This is a genomic window from Pseudomonas sp. B21-036, assembly GCF_024748925.1.
GTDB classification, from domain to species: domain Bacteria; phylum Pseudomonadota; class Gammaproteobacteria; order Pseudomonadales; family Pseudomonadaceae; genus Aquipseudomonas; species Aquipseudomonas palmensis.
The window spans coordinates 1,963,002-1,982,489 of sequence record NZ_CP087178.1; the positions used below are offsets into that span (position 1 = coordinate 1,963,002).

General features: G+C 64.3%; 18 protein-coding genes. 11 read left to right on the forward strand and 7 right to left on the reverse strand.

The features are described 5' to 3' along the window. The first annotated feature begins 86 nt into the window (after window positions 1-86). The 3 genes from brnQ (at window position 87) to LOY33_RS08685 (ending at window position 2,717) form a co-directional block, all read left to right on the forward strand. Window positions 87-1,400, forward strand: a complete 1,314-nt coding sequence (brnQ, locus tag LOY33_RS08675) for a branched-chain amino acid transport system II carrier protein (RefSeq protein ID WP_043863133.1) — start codon at window positions 87-89, stop codon at window positions 1,398-1,400. 178 nt (window positions 1,401-1,578) lie between these two features. Continuing rightward, the gene (locus LOY33_RS08680) at window positions 1,579-2,319 is read left to right on the forward strand and encodes a DUF599 domain-containing protein (RefSeq protein ID WP_054915669.1); all 741 of its coding nucleotides are present in this window, start codon (window positions 1,579-1,581) and stop codon (window positions 2,317-2,319) included. After that, on the forward strand, window positions 2,316-2,717 hold the full coding sequence (locus LOY33_RS08685; RefSeq protein ID WP_054915670.1) for an MAPEG family protein: 402 nt from the start codon (window positions 2,316-2,318) through the stop codon (window positions 2,715-2,717). The genes LOY33_RS08680 and LOY33_RS08685 overlap by 4 nt, the downstream gene beginning before the upstream one ends. A gap of 49 nt (window positions 2,718-2,766) precedes the next feature. Here the strand turns inward: LOY33_RS08685 and LOY33_RS08690 are convergent, their stop codons facing one another. Continuing rightward, window positions 2,767-3,048, reverse strand: a complete 282-nt coding sequence (locus tag LOY33_RS08690; protein WP_043863130.1) for a hypothetical protein — start codon at window positions 3,046-3,048, stop codon at window positions 2,767-2,769. A gap of 177 nt (window positions 3,049-3,225) precedes the next feature. Here LOY33_RS08690 and LOY33_RS08695 point away from each other — a divergent pair, with 177 nt between their 5' ends. The 4 genes from LOY33_RS08695 (at window position 3,226) to LOY33_RS08710 (ending at window position 6,938) form a co-directional block, all read left to right on the forward strand. Then, window positions 3,226-3,684: a PaaI family thioesterase gene (locus LOY33_RS08695; RefSeq protein ID WP_258662878.1), complete on the forward strand. Its 459-nt coding sequence runs from the start codon at window positions 3,226-3,228 to the stop codon at window positions 3,682-3,684. Then, window positions 3,681-4,142, forward strand: coding sequence for a PaaI family thioesterase (locus LOY33_RS08700; protein ID WP_043863128.1), 462 nt, complete (start codon window positions 3,681-3,683; stop codon window positions 4,140-4,142). Before LOY33_RS08695 ends, LOY33_RS08700 begins: the two co-directional genes overlap by 4 nt. Before the next feature lie 109 nt (window positions 4,143-4,251). Beyond that, window positions 4,252-6,156: a molecular chaperone HtpG gene (gene htpG / locus LOY33_RS08705; RefSeq protein WP_054915672.1), complete on the forward strand. Its 1,905-nt coding sequence runs from the start codon at window positions 4,252-4,254 to the stop codon at window positions 6,154-6,156. 56 nt (window positions 6,157-6,212) lie between these two features. After that, on the forward strand, window positions 6,213-6,938 hold the full coding sequence (locus LOY33_RS08710; protein WP_258662455.1) for a dienelactone hydrolase family protein: 726 nt from the start codon (window positions 6,213-6,215) through the stop codon (window positions 6,936-6,938). Between the two features lie 60 nt (window positions 6,939-6,998). On the opposite strand, the gene LOY33_RS08715 is transcribed toward LOY33_RS08710, so the two are convergent. Continuing rightward, window positions 6,999-7,859: a pirin family protein gene (locus LOY33_RS08715; RefSeq protein ID WP_054915674.1), complete on the reverse strand. Its 861-nt coding sequence runs from the start codon at window positions 7,857-7,859 to the stop codon at window positions 6,999-7,001. Between the two features lie 113 nt (window positions 7,860-7,972). Here LOY33_RS08715 and LOY33_RS08720 point away from each other — a divergent pair, with 113 nt between their 5' ends. The 3 genes from LOY33_RS08720 (at window position 7,973) to LOY33_RS08730 (ending at window position 11,268) form a co-directional block, all read left to right on the forward strand. Continuing rightward, a complete protein-coding gene (locus LOY33_RS08720) occupies window positions 7,973-8,977 on the forward strand; it encodes an amidohydrolase family protein (RefSeq protein ID WP_258662456.1) in 1,005 nt (334 codons plus the stop codon). 60 nt (window positions 8,978-9,037) lie between these two features. After that, the gene (locus LOY33_RS08725) at window positions 9,038-9,502 is read left to right on the forward strand and encodes a DUF3859 domain-containing protein (protein ID WP_043863123.1); all 465 of its coding nucleotides are present in this window, start codon (window positions 9,038-9,040) and stop codon (window positions 9,500-9,502) included. Between the two features lie 140 nt (window positions 9,503-9,642). Beyond that, the gene (locus tag LOY33_RS08730) at window positions 9,643-11,268 is read left to right on the forward strand and encodes a methyl-accepting chemotaxis protein (RefSeq protein ID WP_104572269.1); all 1,626 of its coding nucleotides are present in this window, start codon (window positions 9,643-9,645) and stop codon (window positions 11,266-11,268) included. A 141-nt stretch (window positions 11,269-11,409) separates the two neighbouring features. Here the strand turns inward: LOY33_RS08730 and fabB are convergent, their stop codons facing one another. The 5 genes from fabB to LOY33_RS08755 all read right to left on the reverse strand — a co-directional run bounded on the left by fabB (window position 11,410) and on the right by LOY33_RS08755 (window position 18,289). Further along, the gene (fabB, locus tag LOY33_RS08735) at window positions 11,410-12,630 is read right to left on the reverse strand and encodes a beta-ketoacyl-ACP synthase I (RefSeq protein WP_054915677.1); all 1,221 of its coding nucleotides are present in this window, start codon (window positions 12,628-12,630) and stop codon (window positions 11,410-11,412) included. Between the two features lie 11 nt (window positions 12,631-12,641). After that, window positions 12,642-13,157 carry a 3-hydroxyacyl-[acyl-carrier-protein] dehydratase FabA gene (fabA, locus tag LOY33_RS08740; protein ID WP_043863120.1) on the reverse strand — a complete coding sequence of 172 codons (516 nt, stop codon included), beginning with the start codon at window positions 13,155-13,157 and terminating at the stop codon, window positions 12,642-12,644. A gap of 205 nt (window positions 13,158-13,362) precedes the next feature. Next, on the reverse strand, window positions 13,363-15,288 hold the full coding sequence (locus LOY33_RS08745) for an ATP-binding protein (RefSeq protein WP_116053358.1): 1,926 nt from the start codon (window positions 15,286-15,288) through the stop codon (window positions 13,363-13,365). Then, a complete protein-coding gene (locus tag LOY33_RS08750) occupies window positions 15,285-16,178 on the reverse strand; it encodes an ABC transporter substrate-binding protein (protein WP_043863118.1) in 894 nt (297 codons plus the stop codon). The genes LOY33_RS08745 and LOY33_RS08750 overlap by 4 nt, the downstream gene beginning before the upstream one ends. Beyond that, the gene (locus tag LOY33_RS08755; protein ID WP_258662457.1) at window positions 16,178-18,289 is read right to left on the reverse strand and encodes a TonB-dependent siderophore receptor; all 2,112 of its coding nucleotides are present in this window, start codon (window positions 18,287-18,289) and stop codon (window positions 16,178-16,180) included. Before LOY33_RS08755 ends, LOY33_RS08750 begins: the two co-directional genes overlap by 1 nt. 170 nt (window positions 18,290-18,459) lie before the next feature. On the opposite strand from LOY33_RS08755, the gene LOY33_RS08760 reads away from it, so the two are divergent. Next, complete coding sequence (locus LOY33_RS08760) at window positions 18,460-19,485, forward strand: NAD(P)H-dependent glycerol-3-phosphate dehydrogenase (RefSeq protein ID WP_043863116.1); 1,026 nt, start codon at window positions 18,460-18,462, stop codon at window positions 19,483-19,485. Window positions 19,486-19,488 lie beyond the last annotated feature (3 nt).

The following is a 19,488-nucleotide window of genomic DNA, read 5'->3' on the forward strand; positions in this document are numbered from 1 at the left end:
CTGCTCCATCCGGGCAGGCAGCATTTCCCTCACCCAAGGGGAAGTCCCTCTCTAAATCCCGATTTCAGAAGTGTGGTATTTCCTTAATGAAAGTCTTGAAAGGCCAGGACATCCTGGCGCTTGGTTTTATGACGTTCGCGTTATTCGTGGGCGCAGGCAACATCATTTTCCCGCCTATCGTCGGCCTGCAATCGGGCCCCTACGTCTGGTTGGCCGCCCTGGGCTTTCTGGTCACTGCCGTGGGCCTGCCCGTGATCACCGTGGTGGCACTGGCCAAGGTCGGTGGCGGCATGGACGCGCTGAGCAGCCCGATCGGCAAGGTGGCCGGTGGCCTGCTGGCGGCTGCCGCGTACCTGGCCGTAGGCCCGCTTTTCGCCACCCCGCGTACCGCGACCGTGTCCTTCGAGGTAGGTGTGGCACCGCTGACCGGCGAGAGCCCGACCGCGTTGTTCATCTATAGCCTGGTGTACTTTGCCGTGGTGCTGGCCGTGTCCATGTACCCGGGCAAGCTGCTCGATACCGTCGGGCGCTTCCTGGCCCCGCTGAAGATCATCGCGCTGGCCGCGCTGGGCATCGCCGCCTTCATGCTGCCGGCCGGCACCATGGGGGTGGCGCAACCTGAATATGTCGCCGCGCCGTTCTCCCAGGGCTTCATCAATGGCTACCTGACCATGGATACCCTGGGCGCGCTGGTGTTCGGTATCGTCATCGTCAACGCGATCCGCTCGCGTGGCGTCGACTCGCCGCAACTGATCACCCGCTATGCCATCATCGCCGGCCTGATTGCCGGTGTCGGCCTGGCGCTGGTGTACATCAGCCTGTTCCGCCTGGGTGCGGGCAGCCACGAGATCGCCGCCGGTGCGAGCAATGGCGCGGCGGTGCTGCATGCCTATGTACAGCACACTTTCGGTTCGCTGGGCAGTGGCTTCCTGGCTGTACTGATCGCGCTGGCCTGCCTGGTCACCGCCGTGGGCCTGACCTGCGCCTGCGCCGAGTACTTCAGCCAGGTACTGCCGTTGTCGTACCGTATGCTGGTGGTGCTGCTGGCCGGCTTCTCGCTGGTGGTGTCGAACCTGGGCCTGACCAAGCTGATCGCGTTCTCGATCCCGGTGCTCACGGCAATCTACCCGCCCTGCATCGTGCTGGTGGCGCTGAGTTTCTGCGGCAACCTGTGGAACTCTCAGACCCGCATCATGGCCCCGGTCATGGCGGTGTCGCTGCTGTTCGGCGTGATCGACGCGCTCAAGGGCGCCAACCTCGCTGGCTGGCTGCCGGAGTCGCTGGCGCACCTGCCGCTGAGCGAGCAAGGCCTGGCCTGGCTGGTGCCTTCGGTGGCGATGCTGGCTGTTGCCGTGGTGCTTGACCGCATGCTCGGCAAGCCGCGCGAAGCGGTCGCCTGAGTGCCGGCCGCGGCAGGCGAGGGCCACAAGCCATGATCGCCTGCCGGGCCAGCCTCTGAAGAGCCCCGCATCCATTCGGATGCGGGGCTTTTTCGTCTCGGGGCCACGTGTCTTTTTGCCGCTGGCAGCGTCGAAAGGCGGACAATGCACCATCCTGTGCCATTTCTTCGGGAGCGCCATGAGCTTCATCCAGAACAACCTGATCAACCTGTTTGCCGCCTGCTGGTTCGTTGCCTGCTGGGGCGGCTACACCCGCTACGCCAGCTGGAAGGCCCGTGATACCGCCTGCCTGGCCAGCGTCATGCACCTGTACCGCGAGGACTGGATGCGCCGCATGCTGCTGCGCGACAACCGCATCGCCGACGCCAGCGTGATCGGCAACCTGGAGCGCAACGCATCGTTCTTCGCCTCCAGCACCCTGATCATCCTGGCCGGTATCCTCACCGTGCTGGGCGCCTCGGACCGTGCCTGGTCGCTGCTGGCCGACCTGCCGCTGGTACAGCAGACATCCCAGGGCATGTCCGAAATCAAACTGTTATGCCTGGCGATGGTGTTCGTGTACGCCTTCTTCACCTTCAGCTGGTGCATGCGCCAGTACAACTTCGCCGCCGTGCTGGTGGGCTCGGCACCGATGATCGGCGAGCGTCAGGTCAGCGAGCAGGAGCGCAAGGCCTTCGCTCTGCGCGGGGCGCGGGTTATCTCGCTGGCGGCCAACCAGTTCAACTTCGGGCTGCGCTCGTACTATTTCGGCATGGCCTTGCTCAGCTGGTTCATCAGCCCCTGGCTGCTGGTGCTGATGAGCACCGGGGTAGTACTGGTGCTGTATCGCCGCGAGTTTCATTCCGACGTGCTCGACGTGATGGTCTATACCCCTACAGAGGCGCCATTGCCTGAGCCGAACAAGGAACCGGTCGCATGAGTATTCCGTTCTGGTGTGTGTTGATCAGCGCACTGCTGATCTATGTGGCGCGGGTGCCGGTGGCGCGTGCGATGAAGCAACAGGGCAGCTACGACAACCACCTGCCGCGCAGCCAGCAGGCGCAACTGACCGGCATGGGCGCCCGGGCGGTGGCGGCGCACCAGAACAGTTTCGAAGCATTCATGTTGTTCGCCGTAGGTGTATTGATGGCGCACACCACCCAGACCCAGGGTTTTCTGATCGATACCCTGGCGATCATCTTCGTGATCGCGCGGATCATCTACCTGCCGCTGTATTGGTATGACTTTGCGTGGCAGCGCAGCCTGGTCTGGTCGATCGGGCTGATCTGTTCATTGTTGCTGATGCTCAGCCCGACCTTTCGCCAACTTCTGGCCTGACATGAAAAAACCCGACCTGAGTCGGGTTTTTTCATTAAAGCGCAGTTGCTTACTTGGCAGGTTCTGCCGGGGCGGCTTCTGGTGCTGGCGTCACAGGAGCGGCCTGGTTGTTTTCTTCTGCACGCTTTTGTTCGGCTTCAGCACTGTCTTTGGCGGCTTCGGCGTTTTCTTTGGCGGCGTCGTTCATCTTATCCTGAGCGTCGTCCATTTTCTTCTGGGCTTGCTCGGCATGTTCTTGAGCGTCCTGGGCTTTGTTTTCGCTGGCTTTATCGCAAGCAGCGAGGCCCAGGGCGGCGGCCAGCATAACGGCAAAGGCAATGGGTTTACGCATGGGGTGTTTCTCCTTGTGGAATAGAGTTGCTTGAATTATCTGAGTTCAAGTAAGCGACATAAGTTCCGCGTCGTTTGCACATATATAAGTGCCGGATCCATATAGACTTTCCCTCAGGCTTATGCAGCACCTGAGTTATTGCACAAGGAGCTGACCGTGAATGAACCGTCACCGTTGATGGCCCAGGCCGAACGTTTTCTTTCGGCGCTGCGCCATTGCCAGTTGTTGAAGATGCACGTAGAGCGTGCCGATGCCGACGGCATCACGCTGTGCCTGCCGTACTCGCCGCAGATCGTGGGTAACCCGCAGAGCGGCGCGATCCATGGCGGTGCAATCACCACCCTGATGGACACTGCGCTGGGCATGGCCACCCTGTGCGCCCTGGCCGAGTTCGAGGTGTGCCCGACCCTGGACCTGCGCATCGACTACATGCACCCGGGGCAGGCCGACAAGGCGGTGTATGGCCAGGCGCAGTGCTACCGGGTCACCCGCGATGTGATCTTCATCCGCGGCTGCGCCTACCAGGACGACCCCGGCGAGCCGATTGCCCAGGTGGTGGGCACCTACATGCGCCTGGGCAAGGACATCAAGGGCGGCCTGGGCTTTGGCCGGCAGCTCAAGGCGGTGGCGCAATGATTCCCGCGGACGTGCATGCACAGCTGCGCCAGGCGCATGCCCAAGGCAACTACGCGCCATTGCTGCAACTGATCCCCTACGCCAGCCTGATCGGCATCCAGTGCAGCCGTGACGGCGACGACCTGCTGTTCTGCCTGCCGGCCAGTGCCGACAATATCGGCAACCCGTTGCTGCCGGCGATCCATGGGGGGGTGATCGCCGGGTTCATGGAACTGTCGGCGGCGCTGTACCTGCTGATTTTCAGCGAAAGCGCGAGCATTCCCAGGATCATCGACTTTTCCATCGATTACCTGCGCGCCGGCCTGTACCGCGATACCTATGCTCGGTGCCAGCTGTGGCGCCAGGGGCGGCGGGTGACCAACGTCGCGATCACCGCCTGGCAGGGCGACCCGGACCAGCCTATCGCCACGGCCCGTGCGCATTTCAAGATCAAAGAACTGCCCGTGCCCTTGAAATAGATATGCCAGCCCCCATCTGCTGTTCATCCCGCCACGAAAGGCCGGACGCTGCCCCGCGGGGGCCGTCGGCCCGAGTGACTACTGCCATCAGATCGGAGTGTTGAAGACCATGAGTGTGGAAACTCAAAAAGAAACCCTGGGCTTCCAGACCGAGGTGAAGCAGCTGCTGCACCTCATGATCCATTCGCTGTACTCGAACAAGGAAATCTTCCTTCGCGAATTGATTTCCAACGCCTCCGACGCCGTCGACAAACTGCGCTTCGAAGCCCTGGCCAAGCCCGAGCTGCTCGAGGGCGGCAGCGACCTGAAGATTCGCGTGAGCTTCGACAAGGCGGCCAACACCGTCACCCTGGAAGACAACGGCATCGGCATGAACCGCGATGACGTGATCACCCACCTGGGCACCATCGCCAAGTCCGGCACTGCCGACTTCATGAAGAACCTCACCGGTGACCAGAAGAAAGACTCGCACCTGATCGGCCAGTTCGGTGTGGGCTTCTACTCGGCGTTCATCGTCGCCGACCAGGTCGATGTCTACAGCCGCCGCGCCGGTACTCCGGCGAGCGAGGGCGTGCACTGGTCGTCCAAGGGCGAGGGCGAGTTCGAAGTCGCCACCGTGGACAAGGCCGAGCGCGGTACGCGCATCGTGCTGCACCTGAAAAAAGGTGAAGACGAATTCGCCGATGGCTGGCGCCTGCGCAACATCATCAAGAAGTACTCCGACCATATCGCCCTGCCGATCGAACTGCCCAAGGAAGCGACTGCCGCCGAAGGCGAAGAGCAGCCGGCCGTGGAGTGGGAAACCGTCAACCGTGCCAGCGCGCTGTGGACCCGTCCGCGTACCGAGATCAAGGACGAGGAATACCAGGAGTTCTACAAGCACATCGGCCACGATTTCGAAAACCCGCTGGCCTGGAGCCACAACAAGGTCGAAGGCAAGCTGGAGTACACCTCGCTGCTGTACGTGCCGGCCCGTGCGCCGTTCGACCTGTACCAGCGTGAAGCGCCACGCGGCCTGAAGCTGTACGTGCAGCGCGTGTTCGTGATGGACCAGGCCGAATCGTTCCTGCCCTTGTACCTGCGCTTCATCAAGGGTGTGGTCGACTCCAACGACCTGTCGCTGAACGTGTCGCGCGAGATTCTGCAGAAAGACCCGATCATCGATTCGATGAAGTCGGCGCTGACCAAGCGCGTGCTGGACATGCTCGAGAAGCTGGCCAAGAACGAGCCTGAGCAGTACAAGGGCTTCTGGAAGAACTTTGGCCAGGTGCTCAAGGAAGGCCCGGCGGAAGACTTCGCCAACAAGGAGAAGATCGCCGGCCTGCTGCGCTTTGCCTCCACCCACGACGACAGCGGCGAGCAGAGCGTGTCCCTGGCCGACTACCTGGCACGTGCCAAGGAAGGTCAGGACAAGATCTACTTCCTCACCGGCGAGTCCTACGCGCAGGTACGCAACAGCCCGCACCTGGAAGTCTTCCGCAAGAAAGGCATCGAAGTGCTGCTGCTGACCGACCGCATCGACGAGTGGCTGATGAGCTACCTGAGCGAGTTCGACGGCAAGGGCTTCGTCGACGTGGCCCGTGGCGACCTGGACCTTGGCAAGCTGGACTCCGAGGAGGACAAGAAGGCTCAGGAAGAAGTGGCCAAGGACAAGGAAGGCCTGGTCGAGCGTCTGAAAGCTGCGCTGGGCGATACCGTCAGCGAAGTGCGCGTGTCGCACCGCCTGACCGATTCGCCGGCGATCCTGGCCATCGGTGAGCAGGACATGGGCCTGCAGATGCGCCAGATCCTCGAAGCCAGCGGGCAGAAGGTGCCGGACTCCAAGCCGATCTTCGAATTCAACCCGGGTCACCCGCTGATCGAGAAGCTGGACAACGAGCAGAGCGAAGACCGTTTCGCCGACTTCTCGCATATCCTCTTCGATCAGGCCGCCCTGGCGGCGGGCGACAGCCTCAAGGATCCGGCGGCGTATGTGCGTCGACTGAACAAGCTGCTGGTCGAACTGTCGGCGTAAGCAGTTGCAGGAAAGCCCGCTTCGGCGGGCTTTTTTCATTGTGCAAGGAGGGGTTCATGAGCAACGTGACGATCGAGTCGCTGGTGTACAAGCTTGACGGCAAGGTGTACGAAAGCCGCCTGGTGTATACCCACGGCGCCAAGGAACAGCCGGGCCTGGTGATGGCGCCGAACTGGATGGGCATCGGCGAGGGCGCCGAGCGCATTGCCAGGGAGGTGGCGGCCCAGGGCTATGTGGTGCTGCTGGCTGACCTGTATGGGCAGACGCTGCGCCCATCCAACATGGATGAAGCGGGGGCGGCGATGATGCCGCTGAAAAATGATCGGGTCGAGCTGCGCAAACGCATGAAGGCGGCGCTGGATCAGTTGCTGGGGCAATCGAAGGCAGTGCTTGCGCCGGGCAAGCTGGCCACCTTCGGCTTCTGCTTCGGCGGTTGCTGCGCACTGGAGCTGGCCCGTGAAGACCAGCGTCTGCGCGCTGCGGTGTCGTTCCACGGTACGCTGGACACGCCGCTGCCGGCCCAGGAGGGCAAGGTGTCGGCAGCGTTGCTGGTGTTGCACGGTGCAGCCGACCCGCTCGTGCCGCGCGAGCAACTGCCTGCCTTCGAGGCCGAGATGGATGCGGCCAAGGCTGACTGGCAGCTGGTGAGCTACGGAGGCGCGGTGCATTCGTTCACCGACCCCGCAGCGAGCGTGCCAGGCAAGATGAAGTACGACGCCAGGACGTCCAAGCGCGCGTTCCAGGCGATGCACACCCTGCTGCGGGAAGTGTTCCAGGCCTGATGGCCTCTTCGCTGGCAAGCCCGCTCCTGCCTCTGTAGGAGCCGGCCTTGCCGGCGAATCTCAAGGCAACTCGATTCGCCCGATCTCGCCCGGTACCACCGGCCAATCCCCGGCCGCCCAGCGTGCCCGTGCCTGCTCGATCAGCGCCGGGTCACTGGCGACGAAGTTCCAGTTCATCCGCCGCGGCCCGTCCAGTGCGTCGCCGCCAATGATCACCAGGTGGCATTCGCTGTCGGCGTACAGGCTCATCGCTTCGCCTTCGGGCAGCACCACCAGGCTGCATGGCTCCAGTGGCTGATCATCAAGGCTCGCCTCACCGTCGAGTACATAAACCGCCCGTTCAGCGTGTTCGGCGGGAATCAGCAGCGTGCTCGCCGCTTGCATGCGCACCTCGGCATACAGGGTCGCTGACAACACCGGCACTGGCGAGGTCAGGCAAAACCCCGTGCCCGCGATCATGCGGATACTCACCCCCAGCGCATCGCTGCTCGGCAAGCTGGCCGCCGGGTGATGGCTGTAGTGTCCCGGCCCCTGTTCGTGATCCTTTGGCGAGGCCAGCCACACCTGCAGCCCGTGCAGGCGCTTGGGCTGACCCAGCAGCTCCGGCGGGGTGCGCTCGATATGCGCCACGGCGCTGCCGGCGGTCATCCAGCTCACCTCGCCGGCACTCACGCGCTGATCCGAGCCCAGGCTGTCCTTGTGCTGCAACTGGCCTTCGAACAGGTAGGTGAGGGTGGACAGGCCGATGTGCGGGTGCTGGCGAATGTCCATGCCACGCCCGGGCGGGTAGTCGGTCGCCAGCATGTGATCGAAGAACACGAACGGCCCGACGCTGCGCCGCCGTGCCGAAGGCAGCGGGCGCAGGATGGGTTGGCCTTCGACGGATTCGGCGCGCGGGCGGATTACCAGGGGAGGGTTCATCAGGGGCACCAGGGCGATGGAAATAATTGGAAGCATAACCTGCCCGGTGCCCGGGCTGAACCGTTGCGCCCGGCGGCAGGTCTACCCTGGGTCAATTGCACAAGGGGATTGCGATGTGGGCCAGGACGCTGGGGTGCCTGTTGCTGTCGGTGACGCTGTCGGGCATGGCCCAGGCGCGGGAGTACCGCTACAGCGACGCGCACCTGCATTATGTCGATTTCTTTCAGGAAAGCGCCGGCATGGACGAGTTGCTCAAGGCCATGGATGCGGCGCGTATCGATCAGTCGATGATCTCGGGTGTGGCGGTGGCCAAGAAATGGCATGAAGACGAGCCCAAGCGCCCGCGCTACTACGCCGGCGATGATGCCGCAGCCTACTGGTACAGCGCCACCGACATCTATGTGGCAGCGGCGCTGCAACAGTTGCCCGAGCAGCAGCGCCAGCGCTTTCACCCGTTTCTGACCGGCTTCAACCCGGTGGACAAGAACGCGGCCACCCATATCGAGCGCATGCTCGAGCTGTTTCCCGGCCTGTGGCAGGGCATCGGCGAAGTATTCACCCGCCACGACGACCTGACGGCGTTGACCAGCGGCGACACGCCACGGGCCAACAACGAAGCGCTGGGCCTCATCTATCAGCTGGCGGCCAGGCACGACATGCCGGTGCTGATCCACTCCAACATCACCTCCAAGCGCGAACGCAACCCACTGTACCTGGAAGAGATCGAGCAGCCCCTGCGCGAGCACCCCGATACCCGTTTCATCTGGGCCCACGCCGGCACCAGCATGGAGATTCACCGCCACCAGACCCAGCTGGACTTTCTGCTGCCGACCCTGACGCGCATGCTCGAGCGTTATTCGAACCTGTACATCGACCTGTCGTGGAGCGTGCTCGAACCCTACCTGCTGGACGACAAGGGCGTGCCACGGCCCGAATGGGTTGCGCTGGTGGAGCGCTTCCCCGAACGTTTCATGCTCGGTTCCGATGTGGTCGGCCGCTTCGGCAGCCTGGGCGAGCAACTGCACGGGTTCGACCGGTTCCTGGATGCCTTGCCCGAGGCCGTGGCGCACAAGGTGGCCAAGGACAACTTTCTCGCGGTACTGCCCAGGTCACGCTGATGTCATCAGCCTGTCATGCAAGCCCCATAGCCTGCCGCCATCAACCTGATGGAGAGCAGTATGTCGAAGAGTCGTTTGGGCGCCATGGCCGCGCTGATGCTGGTGAGTGCGGTGGCCGGTGCAGAGGTGCGGGTGCAGGGGCCGGTGGAGTACGGCGTGTTCCAGACCCGCCACCAGGACTTCCAGCCCGGTGAACGGGTATTGACCCAGACCAGCCAGACCCTGGAGCACACCGACCGAGTGCCGGCCCGTCTTGGCAGCAAATTCGGCCTGCGCTATCGCCTTGAAGGCAAGGTGGCCGAAGACACGCCCCTGACGCTGCTGTACCTGACCCCCGGGGTGATCACCCCCGACGGCCAGCGCCATGACAAGTTCGAGGTGGTGCAGAAGCTGGTACCGGGGGCCGCGCAGGATGTCATGGCCTATGAATTTACCGAGCACCACGAAGTGGTACCGGGCCAGTGGCACTTCATGGTGTTCCAGGGGGACCGCCTGCTGGCCGAGCAGCGCTTCATCGTGCAATGAGGCATGCGCCGCCTGCGCTCGCAATGACAAGGCGTTTTGATATCACTTTTTCGTCTTACGCAAAAATCTCAAGGGCCGATACCTTCTAATAAGCACGTCAGCTGCATGACCGATGCAGCGCTTTTGGAGGGAACCGGAAGATGAGCTTGAGACGTTTGAACATTGCGCCGCGGGCAGGTCTGGGGTTTGGTCTGGTAGCGTTGCTGGTGTTTGCATTGGGGGCCTTCTCGCTCCTGCAGATGAGCAGCATGCGCCAGCAGTCCGAACAGGTCGACAGCAACTGGCTGCCCAGTGTGATCTCGGTGGGGCAGATCAGCCAGGACATGTTCCGGATACGGGCGCTGACCCTGCGCCTGCTGCTCAACAGCGACAACGCCGCGCAGCAGCAGACCCATTCACGCATCGAGCAGATCAAGGGCGAGCTGGGCAAGGAACAGCAACGCTACCAGGCCCTGATTGCATTGCCCGAGGAGCAGGCGCTGTTCGACCGCTACCTCAAGCTCGAGCAGCAGTACCTGGGCTATCAGGCACGGGTAGCGCAGATGGCCCTGCAGGGCCAGACAACGGAGGCGGTGGCGCTGGTCAACGGTGAGATGAACCAGCTGGCCGATCAGCTCACCACCACCCTCAACGAGCTGATCGCCCTCAACAACCATCACGCCAACATGGCCACCGAGCTTGCCGGCACGGTGTATGAGCGTGCCCGCGTGTGGGTGGTCGGCCTGCTGGTGGCCGCACTGGTGCTCACCGTGGTGCTGGCGCTGACCTTGACCCGCAGTATCGTGCGCCCGCTGGCGCAATCGCTGCAGGTGGCCGAGGTGGTCGCCACCGGCGACCTGACCCCGCAGATCAACGTGGAGGGCAGTGACGAGCCGGCGCGCTTGCAGGCGGCCCTCAAGCAGATGCAGCAGAGCCTGCGCGATACCATCGGGCGTATTTCCGATTCGTCCAACCAGCTGGCCTCGGCGTCCGAAGAGCTCAGCGCAGTGACCGAGGACGCTACCCGCGGCCTGCACCAGCAGACCCAGGAAATCGAGCAGGCCGCCACCGCCGTGAACCAGATGACCGCCGCGGTGGAAGAGGTGGCGAGCAATGCGGTGGCCACCTCCCAGGCCTCGACCGAGTCCGATCGCATTGCCCGTCAGGGGCGCGAGCAGGTGCGCCTCACGGTAGCGTCGATCGAGGCGCTGGCCGATGGCGTTACCGCCAATGCCGCGGAAGTCGGGCAGTTGGCCGAGCAGGTGCACGGCATCACCAAGGTGCTGGATGTGATCGGTTCGATCGCCGAGCAGACCAACCTGCTGGCCCTGAACGCGGCCATCGAGGCGGCGCGGGCGGGGGATGCCGGGCGCGGTTTTGCAGTGGTGGCCGACGAGGTACGGGCACTGGCTCATCGTACCCAGCAGTCGACACGGGAAATCGAACAGATGATCGGTGGCATCCAGGAGGGTACCGACCGGGCGGTGGAGGGCATGCAGCAGACCAACCAGCGTGCTCAGGGCACCCTGGATGGCGCGCATGCGGCGGGTACGGCGCTGGAAGAGATTGCCACGGCCATCAGCCTGATCAACGAGCGCAACCTGGTGATCGCCAGTGCGTCCGAACAGCAGGCACAGGTGGCGCGGGAGGTGGACCGCAACCTGACCAACATCCGCGACCTGGCGCTGCAGAGCTCGGCGGGGGCCAACCAGACCAGCGCGGCGAGCCAGGCGTTGTCGCAGCTGGCCATCGAGCTCAATACGCTGGTGGGCAGGTTTTCGGTGTAACGCCTTTGGCCGGCAAGGCCGGCCCCTACAGGCATCGCGTGCCCTGCAGGAGCCGGCCTTGCCGGCCAATTGCCCCGAAAGCCGCAAACAAAAACGCCCCGAACCAGTCGGGGCGTTTCTACAGCAGGGGCGAGCCCTTGCTTACTTGCCAGCCCAGCGCTTGAGCACCAGGGTGGCATTGGTGCCGCCGAAACCGAAGCTGTTGCTCATCACGGTGTCGATCTTGGCATTTTCGCGGGTTTCGCGCAGAACTGGCAGGTCGGCCACTTCCGGGTCCAGCTCGTCGATGTTGGCGGAGCCGGCAATGAAGTTGCCTTCCATCATCAGCATGCAGTAGATCGCCTCGTGAACGCCGGCAGCGCCCAGCGAGTGGCCCGACAGGCTCTTGGTGGAGCTGATGGCCGGGGCCTTGTCGCCGAACACTTCACGCACACCCTTCATTTCGGCAACGTCACCGACCGGGGTCGAGGTGCCGTGGGTGTTCAGGTAGTCGATCGGGGTATCGACGGTGGACAGCGCCTGCTGCATGCAGCGGATCGCGCCTTCGCCACTTGGGGCAACCATGTCGTAACCGTCGGAGGTCGCGCCGTAGCCAACGATTTCGGCGTAGATCTTCGCGCCACGGGCCAGAGCGTGCTCCAGCTCCTCGACCACTACCATGCCGCCACCGCCGGCGATGACGAAACCGTCACGGTCGGCATCGTAGGCGCGCGAGGCTTTTTCCGGGGTGTCGTTGCGCTTGCTGGACAGTGCGCCCATGGCGTCGAACAGGAACGACTGGCTCCAGTGCTCTTCTTCACCGCCACCGGCGAACACCACGTCCTGCTTGCCCATCTGGATCTGTTCCATCGCGGTACCGATGCAGTGCGCGCTGGTGGCGCACGCCGAGGCGATGGAGTAGTTCAGGCCCTTGATCTTGAACGGGGTGGCCAGGCACGCCGACACGGTGCTGCTCATGGTGCGGGTAACGCGGTATGGGCCGACGCGCTTGACGCCTTTTTCGCGCAGGATGTCCAGCGCTTCCATCTGGTTCAGGGTCGAGGCGCCGCCGGAACCGGCGATCAGACCGGTGCGCGGGTTGGACACCTGCTCTTCGCTCAGGCCCGAGTCCTTGATCGCGTCCTGCATCGCCAGGTAGGCGTAGGCGGCTGCGTGGCCGACGAAGCGATAGACCTTGCGGTCGATCAGCTCTTCGAGGTTGAGGTCGATGGAACCGGAAACCTGGCTGCGCAGCCCCATTTCCTTGTATTCCGGGTTGAAACGGATGCCCGGACGGCTTTTACGCAGGTTTTCGGAGACGGTCTCTTTGTCATTGCCCAGGCACGATACGATGCCCAGACCTGTGATTACGACGCGGCGCATGCGAATAACCCTTAGAAATTTTCAGTGGAGGTAAATACACCGACCCGAAGGCCTTCGGCGGTGTAGATCTCGCGGCCGTCGACGCTGACCGAGCCATCGGCGATGGCCATGTTCAGCTTGCCTTTCAGGACGCGCTTGATGTGGATGTTATAGGTGACTTTCTTGGCGGTCGGCAGTACCTGACCGAAGAACTTCACTTCGCCCGAACCCAGGGCCCGGCCACGGCCTGGCAGGCCTTGCCAGCCCAGGAAGAATCCGACCAGCTGCCACATGGCATCCAGGCCCAGGCAGCCTGGCATCACCGGGTCGCCTTCGAAATGGCAGGCGAAGAACCACAGGTCTGGACTGATATCCAGCTCGGCGACCAACTCACCTTTGCCGTACTTGCCACCCTCTTGGCTGATGTGCGTGATGCGATCCACCATCAGCATGTTAGGGGCGGGCAGTTGCGCGTTACCTGGGCCGAACAGCTCACCGCGACTGCAGCGCAGCAGGTCTTCCCGGGTAAAGGCGTTTTGTTTGGTCATGCGAGCTCCTCAATAGTCACCGTGCGGCACGGGGTAGATCTTCCCGACCGACCCAAAAGCCTCAGGCTTGGGGCGGCAGCCTACACATAGACTATTGCGTTGTAGTGAAAGTCACAGCACAGGGGACGAAGATGTACACTTGTGCACTGAAATTTTTATGACAAGCCCGGCAAGGGCCCGGTTCAGTCTGTAAGACTGCCGCACTTTAGCATTTATCGCCAGTCACAGATGCCTGTGCGGGCAGCCAGCGTTGCAGAATCTGCTGCAGATCAATGCGTTTGAACGGCTTGGTCAGGTAGTCGTTCATGCCGGCGGCCAGGCAGCGTTCGCGATCGCCCTGCAGCGCGTTGGCAGTCAGGGCGATGATCGGCATGGCTGCGGCATGGGGGATCTGGCGGATGCGCCGGGTGGCCTCGTAGCCGTCGATGACCGGCAGGCGGCAATCCATCAGCGTGGCGGCAAAGCGCTGGCGGCTGGCCAGCGCCACCGCCTGGGCGCCATCGGCGGCCACGCACACCTCGAACCCCAGGCTGCGCAGCATGGCCTGGGTCACGGCCTGGTTCACCGGGTTGTCCTCCACCAGCAGGATGCGCCGGCCCTGGCCAGGGTCACTGTTGTCGGCCCTGGGCGCAGGCAGCGTGGGGTTCTGCTGCATGCATAGCGCCAGCGGCATTTCCAGGGTAAAGGTCGAGCCCCTGCCTTCACGGCTTTCGGCACGCAGCGTGCCGCCCATGCGCTCGGTCAGGGTGCGGGCGATAGACAGCCCCAGGCCGGTACCGCCGTAACGTCGTGAAATAGAACTGTCGGCCTGCTGGAAGGCAACGAACATGGTTTCCAGGCGCTCGCTGTCGATACCGATGCCGGTATCGCGCACCGCACAGGTGAACCAGATCAGTTGTCGGTCCAGTACCTGCCAGCGCGGTTCGATCTGCACGCTGCCGTGTTCGGTGAACTTCAGCGCGTTGCCGATCAGGTTCACCAGCACCTGGCGGATGCGGGTCGGGTCGCCGGCCACGCGCAACTGTTCCATGCCCGGCGGCAGTGGCGCCAGCAGCAGCAATCCGCGCTGCTGGGCGACGTGCTGGAACGACTGCGTGCAACTGCCCAGCAGCTCGGCCAGGTTGAACTCGATGTGCTCCAGCTCCAGCGTCGTGCGCTCGATCCGCGAAAAGTCGAGGATGTCGTTGATCACCTTGAGCAGATGGCCGGTGGACTCGCTGGCCACGGCCGCGTACTCGCTCTGTTCTTCGCTCAGCGCGGTGGTCTGCAGCAGTTGCAGCATGCCCAGCACCCCGTTCATGGGGGTGCGCAGCTCGTGGCTCATCATCGCCAGGAAGTCCGACTTGGCCTTGTTCGCCTGTTCCGCTTCCTCGCGGGCCTGGATCAGCTGGGCGATGGCCTGTTGCTGCTCGTGGCTGGCCTGTGCCAGGCCGCTGGCCAGGTTGTTGATGTGGCGGGCCAGGTGGCCCAGCTCGCTGTCGTCGACCACCGGCAGCGGCGCATTGAAGTCGCCTTTCTGGATGGCCTTGACCGCGTGCCCCATGTCGCTGATCGGACGCGACAGGCTGCGCGCCAGGCGCCGTGCGAGGATGAAGGTGAACAGCAGGGCGAACAGGGCCAGGATCGCGGCCTTGATCACGATTTCCTGCTGGCGCTGGTTGAAGGCGTCATCGGACATGCCCACGATCACCCGGCCCAGGTAATCGTCCTTGCGGGTCGAGGCCGAGCCGCCGTTGTGCAGGAAATCGCTGTCCAGAAAGATCCGCTGCAGGCGGATAGGCGCCTGGAAAACCTCGACCTGCTGGGGGCGGTTCTCGTGCTCGTCGGCCTGCTCGACATACACCAGGATGTGGTTTTCGCTGTCCTGCACTTCGAGAAAGCGCACATGCGGAATGGTCAGGGTGGCGCGCATCAGGCTCTCGAGCACTTCGTCATTGCCCGAAATGACCCCGTATTCCGAGGCCGGTGCCAGCTGGTTGGCGATCAGCTGGCCGGTATGGTTGAGCTCCTGGCGCAAGTCCTGGATGCGCACGAAGGTGAAGAAGCTGATCAGCAGCAACGTCAGCAGCAGGGCCGGCCCCAGGCTGATGATCTGGGTGCGGGTACTGATGTCCCAGGTCAGTTTTTTCATCGGTGCTTCTCTCCTGCGGCCACGGCCTGTTGTGCGGCCACCGGGTCTATCGCCTCGATGCCCAGGGCTCGGGCCACCTGCTGGTTGCCGGCCACGCGAAATCGCTCGGGGTACAACGTCCGCGGCCAGGCCGCCGGCGGCTGGTCGAGCAGGCGGTCGAGCACCGCCAGCCAGTCATGCTGGTCGCTCAGGGTACTGGCCAGCCCGCCGGCGCGCACGAACCCGGCATTCGGACCGATCAGCGGGACCTGGCGTGCATAGCTGCTCAACAGCAGGTGCTTGGCCGTGGTGGCGTTGTACAGCAGTGGGTCGTCCAGGCCCAGTAGCACATCGCTGTTTTTGAGCACGGCCTGCAGCGGCCGATTGTCACGCGGGTCGGGCCAGGCCTGGGCGATGATCTCAAGGCGCAGCGCCTTGGCCGCCTGGCGCAGCTCGTCGAGCAGGAACCGGCTGTTCTCGGTATATAGCACACCAATGCGCCTGGCCTGGGGCAGCAGGTAGTGGGCCAGGCGCAACTGACGCGCGGGCGGCGGGTCGCTCCACAGCAGGCTCAGGTAGGACGGGCGTCGGTCGCCCAGGTGCCGGCTGGCCTGTACCCGGCTGACCCGCAAGGCCAGCGTCGGCGGGCCTTCGGCCTGTTTCAGGCGCCAGTCCAGTGCGGCCAGGTCGAGCAGAATCAGGCGCGTGCCCGGCTTGAGCCTGTGCCCGGCAGGCAGTTCTGACACGGCGGTGAAGCGCACGTGATCGGTGGGGCGCTGCGCGCGCAGGGCGGTGACGAAGTCGCGCACGCCTGCATTGCCCTGGGCGGCCGTAACCAGAATGTCTGCGGCCGCCAGTGCGCTCAGCGGCCACGCCAGCATCAGCACCAGGCAAGCGTGCAGCAGGCGCATCAGAATTCCAGCTCCGCGCTCAGGTACAGCACCTGCCGGCTGTCGTAGCGGTTCTGCCAGTTGCTGGTGGGCTCGTCATCCAGGCGTTGCTGAAGCATCCCGGCCAGCTCCAGGCTGGCGTTGCGGATGGGGATGCGCCTGGCCACGCGCAGGTCGACACGCTCGAAGCGGTACTGGTTGAGGGCGTCGTCGCCGTAGTAGAACACTGCGCTCGACCAGCCTCGGCCCCAGTCGCGCAGCCAGCCGGCCGAGCCGCTGTTGCGTGCGCTGAGGTGGCGGTCATCGGGGTTGCTGGCCCAGGCATCCACATAGGCGTAGGTCAGGCGCAGGCGGTCGGCACTGCGCAGTTGCCAGTCCAGTTGCGCCTCGCTGCCGGTGAAACGCGCCTTGTTGGCGTTGCTGGCGATGGGCCGGTTGTTGCGCAGCGGTTCGCTGACCATGCCGGTGAGCTGGTCATGGAACAGCTTGATGTCCAGGCTCAGGCCGATTTCGCTGAAAAAGCCGTTGTAGCCCAGCTCCTGCGAGCGCATGCGTTCCTGGTCGAGGTCGCCCGGGCCGCGGGTGGTGACGAAGTACTCGGCGTGGCGCTGGCCGAAGGCGGCCGGGCGCAGGTTGTCGACGCGGTAGCTCCAGTTGACGTTGTTCTCGAACATGTCCGGCGAGCGTACCGCCTCCGAGTACACCGCACGCAGGCCGTGGCGCGGGGTGATCAGGTAGTTCACGGCCAGGCGCGGGGCCAGCGAGCTGCCCGCCAGCCGGGTATCCTCGAACATCGCGCCGCCCTGCACGATCCAGTGTTCGTCGGCGCGCCACTCGAGCTGGCCGAACAGGCGCCAGGTGGTGTCGTCGAGGCTGCCATCGTAGTAGGTCTGCGAGTCGGCCCGGTCGTAGCGGTAGGCGATTCCGCTGACCAGGCGCAGGCTGTCGCTCAGGCTCAGGGTGTCCTGCAGCTCCAGGTCCAGGCGGCTTTCGCGGGTACTCTGGTCGATGTCGCCGCACACCGGGTTGGCACCGCCGTTGTGCCACTGCTGGCGGACCTCGCGGGCCAGCGCCTGCTCCTGGTCGCTGCCAGGAGGAATCGGCGCGTCGATGTTGCGGGCCAGGCGTTCGGTATAGCCCGGGTTGAGCCGCCACAGCTGCGCCAGTTGCGGGCTGAAGGCGATGGCCGCATCGCACGCGCTCCACACCTGCTGGCGATCCCAGTGCAGCGCCGAACCCTGCAGGTACAGGCTGTGCCGCGGGTCCAGGTCGATGTTCCAGCGTACCGAGGCGGCGTAGTCCTTGGCATTCACGTCGGCGTTCGCCCCTGCGCCGCTAACGCCGGGGAACACCGGGGTATAGGCATAGGGGCGCTGCTCGCTGCCTTCCTTGGCGGAAAACTGCCAGTCCAGGCTCTGCTCGGCGTTCAGCGCATGGCTGGCGCTCAGGCTCAGGCGGGTCAGGCGGCGGCCATCGCGGTAGTGCTGGCCCTGCGCGTTGTGGTCAAAGCCGTCGTCCTGCTGGCCCGACAGCGACAGGCGCAGGTCGCCGCCGTCCCAGCCCAGGCCCTGGCTGGCGTACCAGTCGTCGATGCCGCGCTGGCCGCGGATCATCTTGAGCCGCGTGCCATGGCTGTCGGCCGGGCTGCGGGTGAGGATGTTGACCACCGCCATCAGTGCATTGGCGCCATAGCTGACGGTGTTGGGCCCGCGGAACACCTCGATGCGCTCGATATCCTCCAGTGCCAGCGGGATATCGCCCCAGTCCACCGTCGCCAGCCCCGCGCGGTACACCGAACGGCCATCGACCAGCACCTGCATGCGCCGCGCATCGTTGACGCTGCTGCCGTGGTAGTTGGCCGCCGGCTGGTTGCCCGCGCCGTAGCCGACCATCATGCCGGGCACCAGGCGCAGCAGTTCGGGTACGTTGCGCGCGCCGCTGGCGCGGATCAGCTCACTGTCGAGCACGCTCATGCTGCCGGGCACCGCCGCCGGCGACTGCCTGAGGCGGGTGGCGGTCAGGATCTGCGGCAGCGCCTGGCTGTCGACGAACAGGTCGTCCGCCACCGCCGGACCGCCCAGCAGGGCAGTCAGCAGAACCAGCGGGCGCGAGGGGGGAGGGCCAAGATGCACGGCGCGGCCTTGATGGCGGGTATCGAGCGGGCATGTTAACCGAGTAGCCGGCTTTTTCCAGCGATCAAACCCGCATTGCTGCGGTCCAATCGCACATCTGGCGCTGGCCGTGGCCTTAACGCTCCGTATAATGCGGGGGTCGCCACTTTATTGGTTTTAACGGATTGGATATGACTGAACAGCAGCCTGTTGCAGTTCTTGGAGGCGGGAGCTTTGGTACCGCCGTGGCGAACCTGCTGGCCGAGAATGGTGTCGAGGTACGGCAGTGGATGCGCGACCCCGAGCAAGCCGAGGCCATGCGCAACAACCGCGAAAACCCGCGCTACCTCAAGGGCGTGAAGATCCACCCGGGCGTCGAGCCGGTCAACGACCTGCTGGCCACCCTGCAGGCCTGCGAGCTGATCTTCGTCGCCTTGCCGTCCAGCGCCCTGCGCAGCGTGCTGGCGCCCCATGCCGAGCTGCTGAGCAACAAGCTGCTGGTGAGCCTGACCAAGGGCATCGAGGCGCACACCTTCAAGCTGATGAGCCAGATTCTCGAAGAGATCGCCCCACAGGCGCGCATCGGCGTGCTCTCCGGGCCCAACCTGGCCCGCGAGGTGGCCGAGCACGCGCTGACCGCCACCGTGGTCGCCAGCGAGGACGAGCAGCTGTGCCAGCGGGTCCAGGCCGTGCTGCACGGGCGTACTTTCCGTGTCTATGCCAGCAACGACCGCTTTGGCGTCGAGCTGGGCGGCGCCCTGAAGAACGTCTATGCCATCATCGCCGGCATGGCGGTGGCGCTGGGCATGGGCGAGAACACCAAGAGCATGCTGATCACCCGCGCGCTGGCCGAGATGACCCGCTTCGCCGTCAGCCAGGGCGCCAACCCGATGACGTTCCTGGGCCTGGCCGGTGTCGGCGACCTGATCGTCACCTGCTCTTCGCCCAAGAGCCGCAACTACCAGGTCGGCCATGCCCTGGGCCAGGGGCTGAGCCTGGACGAGGCGGTCAACCGCCTGGGCGAGGTGGCCGAAGGGGTCAACACCCTCAAGGTGCTCAAGGCCAAGGCCGAGCAAGTGCAGGTGTACATGCCGCTGGTAGCCGGCCTGCATGCCATCCTGTTCGAAGGCCGGACCCTGAGCCAGGTGATCGAGCTGCTGATGCGCGGCGAGCCGAAAACCGACGTCGACTTCATTTCCACCAGCGGTTTCAACTGAATT